This is a genomic window from Paraclostridium benzoelyticum, from assembly GCF_001006285.1.
In the GTDB taxonomy this organism is placed as follows: domain Bacteria; phylum Bacillota; class Clostridia; order Peptostreptococcales; family Peptostreptococcaceae; genus Paraclostridium; species Paraclostridium benzoelyticum.
The window spans coordinates 34,555-42,830 of record NZ_LBBT01000013.1 but is presented as its reverse complement, the minus strand read 5'-3'; the positions used below and the strand labels follow the sequence as shown (position 1 = coordinate 42,830).

Here is an 8,276-nt window from a genome sequence, read left to right as displayed (position 1 = left end):
TTATCATCTTATCTATAAAAATTCCATATCCTATTTTAGAGTTATCTATAAAAACATGCGTCACAGCTCCAATTATTTTATCATTTTGTATAATAGGTGCTCCACTCATTCCTTGAACTATACCTCCAGTATAATTTATCAATCTCTTATCTACTACTTCAATCACCATATCTTTATCATCTTTTTTGTTATTATATTTAATTTTTTTTATGTTTATTTGATATTGACCTATTTTTCCATCTTTATTTTGAAATAAAATTATTGCTGGTCCAAGCTTTATATCTTTACTGTCACCAACTTCTAACATTTTTTCTTTTCCTTCATTATCATATGTCGTTAAATTGCCACTTATTCCAAAACTGTTATTTTTCTTAAAATTCCCTATAGATTTATCGCCATCAAATTCAGCTTTTATTTGCCCCACATGTTTAACTCCTCCCTTTTCAATCGAAATGTCTTCAGCATTATATATATTTCCACTCTTAACTTTTATCAGTTCATTTGTATCTACATCTTTTATTGGATGTCCTAATGCCGAAAATGTATTGTTTTTCGGGTTATAAAATGTCATAGTTCCTATTCCAGAAATTTTATCTCTAATCCAAATTCCAAGTTTATATTCGCTATTTTCTTTTTTAACTGGAACTTGCTTTGATATTCGCTCTCCATCCCTGTCAATTATTATCTCAACTAAATCTTTATTATAGTTGCTTAAAATCTTTTTTACATCTTTACTACTATATACATTAATTCCATTTATACTTATTATATTATCTCCAGCTTCCACTCCATCTATATAATCAACACTTGAATCTTCATTATCTAATACTAACATTCCATCTGTGTTAGCTCTTATGCCTACCACATTACCAAGTGGAACTAAATATCTTGTTTCTCTTTTATTTTCTGACTTCGATATTCCCAATATAAATATAGGTATTATTAAGACTAAAGATAAAACTATATATATTTTTCTCATTTTATATCGTCCCTTCATAAATTTATATACATATAGTTCCATTCTTCATTTATTTTTATCCAACTTAATCCAAATATAATTTTACGAAAAAAAGCACCTAATTAATTAGGTACTTTTTTTGCCAGTTCTATTATTTCACTAGCATGTTCCATTGTTTTTTCAGTTATATTACTTCCTGCTATAAGTCTTGCTATTTCATCTTTTCGTTCATTATCATCAAGTCTACTTATAACAGTAAATGTTCTTTCATTAGATGTCTTTTTCTCAATGCAATAGTGAGTATCTGCATTTGCTGCAATTTGTGGTAAATGTGTTATACAAATTATTTGCTTTTTCTTAGCTATCAATGATAATTTTTCTCCAACAATCTGAGCTGCTATACCACTTATACCTGTATCTATTTCATCAAATACAAGAGTGTCTATTTCATCTATGTCTGCTAAAATCGTCTTAAACGCTAGCATAAATCTAGACATTTCTCCACCTGATGCTACCTTATATATAGGCTTTATATCTTCTCCTAGGTTAAATGAAATCATAAATTCTATATCATCTTGTCCTTTTGTATTAAATGTAGATTTTCCAAACGACACTTCAAATACTACATTTTTCATGTTTAAGCTTTTAAGCTCATACAATAGTTTTTCTTGAAGGTTTCTTGCTACTTCTTTTCTTTTATGAGTTAATTTTTCAGATTTAATTTCTAAAACATCTTCCACTTTTTTAAGATTTAATTTTAACTCTTCAACCTTTTCATCTCTATTTAAAATTTCATCTAATCTTTCATTTATTTTATCTTTATATACTAGAATTTCTTCTATTGTATCTCCGTATTTTCTTCTAAGAGTATTTATTTCATCCACTCTCTGCTCTATTTGTTCTAATTCATAAGGTGAAAAATCAATATTTTCTTTATAACTTCTAATGTCTCTAGATATATCTTGAAGCTCATACATTATTCGCTCTATTGTATCATTATAATCATTTAATTTTTCATCATATTGAGCTATGGCACCTAAATCACCTAGTGATTTAGATATAAGATCTACAGAATTTATACTTCCATCATATAAATTTAAATATGCATTATTTAAGTTAGTAAAAATCTTTTCACCGTTTCTATAGACGTCTCTTTGTTTTAATAAATCTTCATATTCATTTTCATTTAAGTTTGCTGATTCTATTTCATTTATTTGAAATTTTATCAAGTCTATCTCTCTTTGAATTTGCATATCATCTTTATTTTCCGTTAGTACATTTAAAGCCTTTTTTACTTCATTGTATTCAATATATGTCTTTTCATAATCACTTTTAGATTCATATAAGAGTTCTTCTCCAAATAAGTCTAAAAAGTCAATATGAGTATCTTTATCAAGTAAAACTTGATTTTGATGCTGTCCATGTATATCAATTAAATAGTTAGAAATTTCTTTTAAAAATGATACTTTTACATTTCTTCCATTTATTCTTGATATACTTTTTCCATCATTAAATATTTCTTTACTTATTATTATTTGATTATCCTCTTCTATATCTATTCCATTTTCTAGTAGCTTCTCTTTAAGTTTTTGATTATTAACATCAAATAAAGCTTCTACTAAGCCTTTTTCTGTGCCTTTTCTTAAAAAGGATCTATCATATTTTCCACCTAGACATAAACCTAAGGCTCCTATTATTATAGATTTACCTGATCCAGTTTCTCCAGTTAATATGTTTAGATTCTTGTCTATATCTAGCCTTAGTTCCTCTATTAATGCACAGTTTTTCATATATAATTCAAGGATCAATTTAAATCCCCCTCTTTATTACATTAAATTATGTGAATTATCTACAACTTTATCTATAGTTATTTTAAACTCTTCTTTATTGTATTCATAACCTTCATTAGAGTTTTTTAAATGAATTAAATATTCAATGTTACCTTCAGGTCCTTTTATAGGAGAGTAATCTAATCCTAATATTGCAAACCCGCTTTCTGCTGCAAAATCTGCTATTTTTTCTATAACTTCTATATGTGTAGATCTTTCTCTTACTACACCTTTTTTACCAACCTTTTCTCTTCCGGCTTCAAATTGAGGTTTTATTAATGCTACTACTTGTCCACTTGGATCTAATAATTCTTTCGCTTTTGGTAAAACTAATTTAAGAGATATAAAAGAAACATCTATTGATGCAAATTGTCCAAATTCTTTAGTATCTTCTATAGTTACATGTCTTATATTTGTTCTCTCCATACATACAACTCTATCGTCTTGTCTAAGTTTCCAAGCGAGTTGTCCATATCCTACATCTATCGAAAATACTTTTTTCGCTCCATTTTGAAGCATACAGTCAGTAAATCCACCTGTTGATGCTCCTATATCTAAACAGACTTTATTTTCTAATGTTATGTCAAAGTTTTTCATTGCCTTTTCAAGCTTTAGCCCACCCCTACTAACATACGGTATAGGATTCCCTTTTACTTCTATTTTACTATCTTCTTTAACCTCTGATCCAGCCTTATCACATCTTTGATTGTCTACAAATACTAACCCAGCCATTATAGCTTTTTTAGCTCTTTCTCTACTGTCAAAATATCCTTGTTCAACAAGTAATACATCTATTCTTTTTTTCATATAAATTACCTTTCTATCTTAATAAACTCTCAATTTGTTGAGCTATACCTGAAGATGAGATTCCACATTGTTCATATAATATGTTTACATCACCATGAGGAATAAATTCATCTTTAATACCAATATTTATAACCTCATTATCAAGTTTATTGTCTATAATAAATTTATTTATCCTACTTCCAAATCCTCCAGTAAGTACATTGTCCTCTACAGTAACAATATATTTATGATTTTTTACTAAATCAATTATTAGTTTTTCATCTATAGGTTTTAAAAATCTTGCATTAACTAAAGTCGGATTTATGCCTGATTTATTTAATATATTTACCGCTTCCATTGACTGTTTAACCATATTACCTATTGCTAATATAGCAATGTCTTTACCTTCATTTAACAATTCATAAGTTCCAACTTTTATAGGTTTGTACTTACCCTTATCCACAAAGTAACTACTTCCTCTTGGATATCTAATAGCCATAGGTCCTTCTATTTCTAACGATAAGTCCATCATTAGTTCTAATTCCTTTGTATCTTTAGGAGCCATTACAGTCATGTTAGGTACATTATTTAAATAGCTTAAATCAAATATTCCATGATGTGTTTCTCCATCATTACCTACAAGCCCCGCTCTATCTATAAGTAATGTTACATTCTTACTAGTTATAGCAATATCATGTATTACCTGATCATATGCTCTTTGCAAGAAAGATGAGTATACTGCAAAATATGGTTTCATTCCAGCTTTTGCTAGTCCTGAACTAAATGTCACTGCATGCTGTTCTGCAATTCCAACATCATAATATCTATTTGGATATATTTCAGAAAACTTATTTAAACCTGTTCCTGATGGCATTGCAGCTGTTATAGCAACGACATTTTCATCTTTAGTTGCAAGATCTATCAACTTTTCTCCTACTACTGAAGATATACTCTTTGATGAAGATGGCTTTAATCCAGTTTTTATATCAAACTTAGAAACTCCGTGGTATTTATGAGGCTCATCTTCTGCAAACTTATAACCTTTACCTTTTTTTGTTATTACATGAAGTAATATAGGACCATTTTGTTGTTTTGCTTTTTCTAATGTTTTTACTATTTCATCTATATCATGTCCATCTATAGGTCCTACATAAGTTATTCCTAAAGAATCAAAAAAAGCACATTCTTGCAATGTAAAATTCCCCTTTATACTATCTTTTACTTTGCTTGCCGTTTTAGATAGTATATTTCCTCCAGGAGTAACACTTAATATTTTTTCAACTTCATCTTTAACCTTGTTTACAGTTGAATTTTTTATAATAGCTGATAAATGTTTAGACATTCCTCCAACATTTTCATCTATAGACATTTCATTGTCATTTAATATTACTATCATATTAGTATTTATGTATCCTAGATGGTTAAGAGCTTCTAAAGCCATTCCACCTGTTATAGATCCATCTCCAATTATAGATACTACAGAAAAATCTTCACCTTTTATATCTCTAGCACATGCAATTCCACTTCCTACAGATATAGATGTACTACTATGCCCTGTATCAAATATATCATGTTCGCTTTCACATTCTTTAGGAAATCCACTTAACCCATTAAATTGTCTCAATGTGTCAAATTGATCTTTTCTTCCTGTAAGTATCTTGTGAACATAAGCCTGGTGTCCTACATCCCATATAAATTTGTCCTTTGGACTATTAAATACTTTGTGTAGTGCTAAAGTAAGCTCTACAACACCTAAATTAGATGCTAAATGTCCACCTGTCTTAGAAACTGATCTCACTAAAAATTTTCTTATGTCTTTAGCTAATAAATCTAGCTCTTTAGTGCTCATTTTTTTTATATCTTTAGGAGAATTTACATTATTTAAATAATTATACATAACTTTCTCACCTTTTATCTAAGTAGTTTTTAGCATTAGTACTTTAACTAAATACCAATGCTGTAATAATTCCTAAAATAGCGCCAAAAAAAACTTCTACTGGCGTATGTCCTACTAATTCCTTTAATTTTTTTTGTTCAATATGCTTTTTATGCTGTAAATCATCTACAATTTGATTTAATATTACTGCTTGCTTTCCAACTGCACGTCTTACTCCAGATGCATCATACATTATTATCATAGAAAACACTGCAACTACCGCGAATTCTGTTGAATTAAATCCATACTCCATTCCTACTAATGTAGATAAGGATGTAACAAAAGAACTATGAGAACTTGGCATACCCCCAGAAGTAAATATCCTAGATATTTGAATCTTTTTTTGATCTCCTGTAAAAATCTTAAAAAGTTGTGCCAAGAAACAAGCAAACATACTTATAAGCAACACTTTGTTGCTAAAAATTTCTGAAATAAAGCTCATCGTTCCTCCTTAATACTCTCTATCTACTATATAATCAGCTAAGTTGTTTAAAAACTCACTATCTTTATTTATATAATCAATACTCATTTTAGCTTCTGCTATTAATTTATTAGCAGTTTCTTTTGACTTTTCAAGTCCTATAAGTGATGGATAAGTAGATTTTTCATTATCTATATCACTTCCTACTTTTTTGCCAAGTTTAGCCTCATCTCCAACAATATCTAATATATCATCAACTATTTGGAATGATAACCCTATGTTTTTTGCATATTTAGTTACATTTTCTAACTCTTCTTCACTTGCTCCACCAATTATAGCTCCTGCTCTCATACATCCAATGATTATTGCCGCTGTCTTATTCATATGTATAAAGTCAAGTTTTTCCATATCTATTGATTTACCTTCACTTTCAATATCAACAACTTGTCCACCAATCATACCATATATCCCAGAAGCTTTAGCGATTTCATTTATAGCTTTTAAATATTTTTCTGGTTCACCTTTACTTAAAGACTCTCTAAGCATTATTTCATAAGCATAGTTTAAAAGTCCATCTCCTGCTAAAATAGCCATAGCTTCTCCATATACTTTATGATTAGTTTTTCTTCCTCTTCTAAGATCATCATTATCAAGAGCTGGAAGATCATCATGTATTAAAGAATATGTATGTATCATTTCTATAGCTACAGCGAATGGATATGCATCTTTTTCATTTCCCCCAACTAGTTTACAAGCTTCTAATGTAAGTATTGGTCTTAGTCTTTTTCCTCCAGCTTTTAAACTATAATTCATTGAGTCAAATATAGTTTTTTGATATCCTTGAACTTTAGGCATATAATCATTTAATAAATCTTCTATATTTGCAACTCTATTTTTTAATTCTTCTTTAAAATTCATAACTACTCCTCCTCTATACTAAAGGGTACCTCTTTCCCATCTTTGCTAAACTTATCTATTTTTAAATTTGCTTCATCCAATAATTTATTACAATGACTATAAAGTTTTATTCCCTCTTCATATAAATTAAGAGAGTCATCTAAGCTTGTAGTTCCAGACTCCAATTTATTTAAAATTTCTTCCAGTCTTTGATAAGCTTCTTCATAAGATAAATTCATTTTTATACCTCTTTAATCTTTAATTTTTTCAATTATACAATCAGCTGTACCATCTTTAAATTTAATTGCTATACTATCCTTTTCTTTTAGGATATTTATTGTATTTATAGTAGTTTTATCCTTTTGTACTATACTGTACCCTCTATCTAATGTAGCAAGTGGACTTAAGCTATGCAAAAGAGATCCACTACTATCTAAACTTCCTTTTTTAAGTTTTACTACATCATTAATCTCATTAGTTATTTTATCATATATTATATCGATTTGTATAATTTTATCTCTTATTATATAGGACTTAACAATAGTATTTAATCTATCATAAACATTATTTAATTTATTTTTATCTAGCTTAGATTGATTTATAAGAGCCTTATCTAATCTATCTTTAGAGTTTTTTAACTTGTATAATAAATCATCTAATTTTGGGGTTGCTATTTCTGCAGCTGCAGATGGCGTAGGTGCCCTCATATCAGCCACAAAGTCAGCTATTGTAAAGTCTGTCTCATGTCCTACAGCTGAAATTATAGGTATGTGCGAACTAAAAATTTCTCTTGCAACGCTCTCTTCATTAAAAGACCATAATTCCTCTATGGATCCCCCACCTCTTCCAAGTATTATTGTATCTACATTATTAGCATTATTAAAAAATTTAATTCCTTCACATATCTGTTCAGAAGAGTTTTTTCCTTGAACTGAAACAGAATAAAGCTTTATATTTACTTTTGGATACCTACGCTTTACAACATTAATTATATCTTTTATAACTGCTCCTGTCTCAGATGTTATTATACCTATGTTTTTAGGCATTTTAGGTATAGTCTTTTTATATCTATAGTCAAATAATCCTTCTTTTTCTAGCTTTTCTTTTAATTTTAGAAATTCTATATACAAATTTCCAACTCCATCTAATTCTACATTTTCTATATATAATTGATATGATCCATCTCTTTCGTACACAGATATATATCCTGTTGCTATAATCTTCATCCCATCTTCTAAGTTTAGTGAACTATCATAATTGTTTTTGAAAATTACGCAGTTTATTTTAGATGATTTATCTTTCAGGGTCAGATATACATTTTTGCTACTATGAACTTTAAAATTTGAAATTTCACCTTTTACTTTTAAGTTATATAAAACTGCATCATTAGTTAAGATTCTTTTTACGTATGAATTAACTTCACTTACATCTAAAGCTCTTAATTTCATA

8 protein-coding genes are annotated in these 8,276 nt (G+C 28.6%); all 8 read right to left on the bottom strand.

What is annotated here, in order from left to right:
* Positions 1 to 979, bottom strand: a 979-nt coding sequence (locus VN21_RS00685; RefSeq protein WP_064503589.1) for a SpoIVB peptidase S55 domain-containing protein, incomplete at its 3' end; no start/stop codon positions are given.
* A 101-nt stretch (positions 980 to 1,080) separates the two neighbouring features.
* Entirely contained in the window at positions 1,081 to 2,766 is a 1,686-nt protein-coding gene (gene recN / locus VN21_RS00680) for a DNA repair protein RecN (protein ID WP_046821563.1), read from the bottom strand.
* 18 nt (positions 2,767 to 2,784) lie between these two features.
* On the bottom strand, positions 2,785 to 3,594 hold the full coding sequence (locus VN21_RS00675) for a TlyA family RNA methyltransferase (protein ID WP_046821562.1): 810 nt from the start codon (positions 3,592 to 3,594) through the stop codon (positions 2,785 to 2,787).
* Positions 3,595 to 3,607: 13 nt separating this feature from the next.
* Positions 3,608 to 5,470 carry a 1-deoxy-D-xylulose-5-phosphate synthase gene (gene dxs / locus VN21_RS00670; protein WP_046821561.1) on the bottom strand — a complete coding sequence of 621 codons (1,863 nt, stop codon included), beginning with the start codon at positions 5,468 to 5,470 and terminating at the stop codon, positions 3,608 to 3,610.
* A gap of 43 nt (positions 5,471 to 5,513) precedes the next feature.
* Positions 5,514 to 5,951: a divergent PAP2 family protein gene (locus VN21_RS00665; RefSeq protein WP_021429973.1), complete on the bottom strand. Its 438-nt coding sequence runs from the start codon at positions 5,949 to 5,951 to the stop codon at positions 5,514 to 5,516.
* A gap of 9 nt (positions 5,952 to 5,960) precedes the next feature.
* Positions 5,961 to 6,848, bottom strand: a complete 888-nt coding sequence (locus VN21_RS00660) for a polyprenyl synthetase family protein (RefSeq protein ID WP_046821560.1) — start codon at positions 6,846 to 6,848, stop codon at positions 5,961 to 5,963.
* A gap of 2 nt (positions 6,849 to 6,850) precedes the next feature.
* Positions 6,851 to 7,066: an exodeoxyribonuclease VII small subunit gene (gene xseB, locus VN21_RS00655; protein ID WP_046821559.1), complete on the bottom strand. Its 216-nt coding sequence runs from the start codon at positions 7,064 to 7,066 to the stop codon at positions 6,851 to 6,853.
* 12 nt (positions 7,067 to 7,078) lie between these two features.
* Entirely contained in the window at positions 7,079 to 8,275 is a 1,197-nt protein-coding gene (xseA, locus tag VN21_RS00650; RefSeq protein ID WP_046821558.1) for an exodeoxyribonuclease VII large subunit, read from the bottom strand.
* Between the last annotated feature and the right edge of the window lies 1 nt (position 8,276).

Excerpts from the sequence above, each read along its gene's own strand:
- VN21_RS00660 (WP_046821560.1), bottom strand. The coding sequence starts at position 6,848 with ATGAATTTTAAAGAAGAATTAAAAAATAGAGTTGCAAATATAGAAGAT.
- xseB (WP_046821559.1), bottom strand. The coding sequence starts at position 7,066 with ATGAATTTATCTTATGAAGAAGCTTATCAAAGACTGGAAGAAATTTTA.
- dxs (WP_046821561.1), bottom strand. The coding sequence starts at position 5,470 with ATGTATAATTATTTAAATAATGTAAATTCTCCTAAAGATATAAAAAAA.
- VN21_RS00665 (WP_021429973.1), bottom strand. The coding sequence starts at position 5,951 with ATGAGCTTTATTTCAGAAATTTTTAGCAACAAAGTGTTGCTTATAAGT.
- xseA (WP_046821558.1), bottom strand. The coding sequence starts at position 8,275 with ATGAAATTAAGAGCTTTAGATGTAAGTGAAGTTAATTCATACGTAAAA.
- VN21_RS00675 (WP_046821562.1), bottom strand. The coding sequence starts at position 3,594 with ATGAAAAAAAGAATAGATGTATTACTTGTTGAACAAGGATATTTTGAC.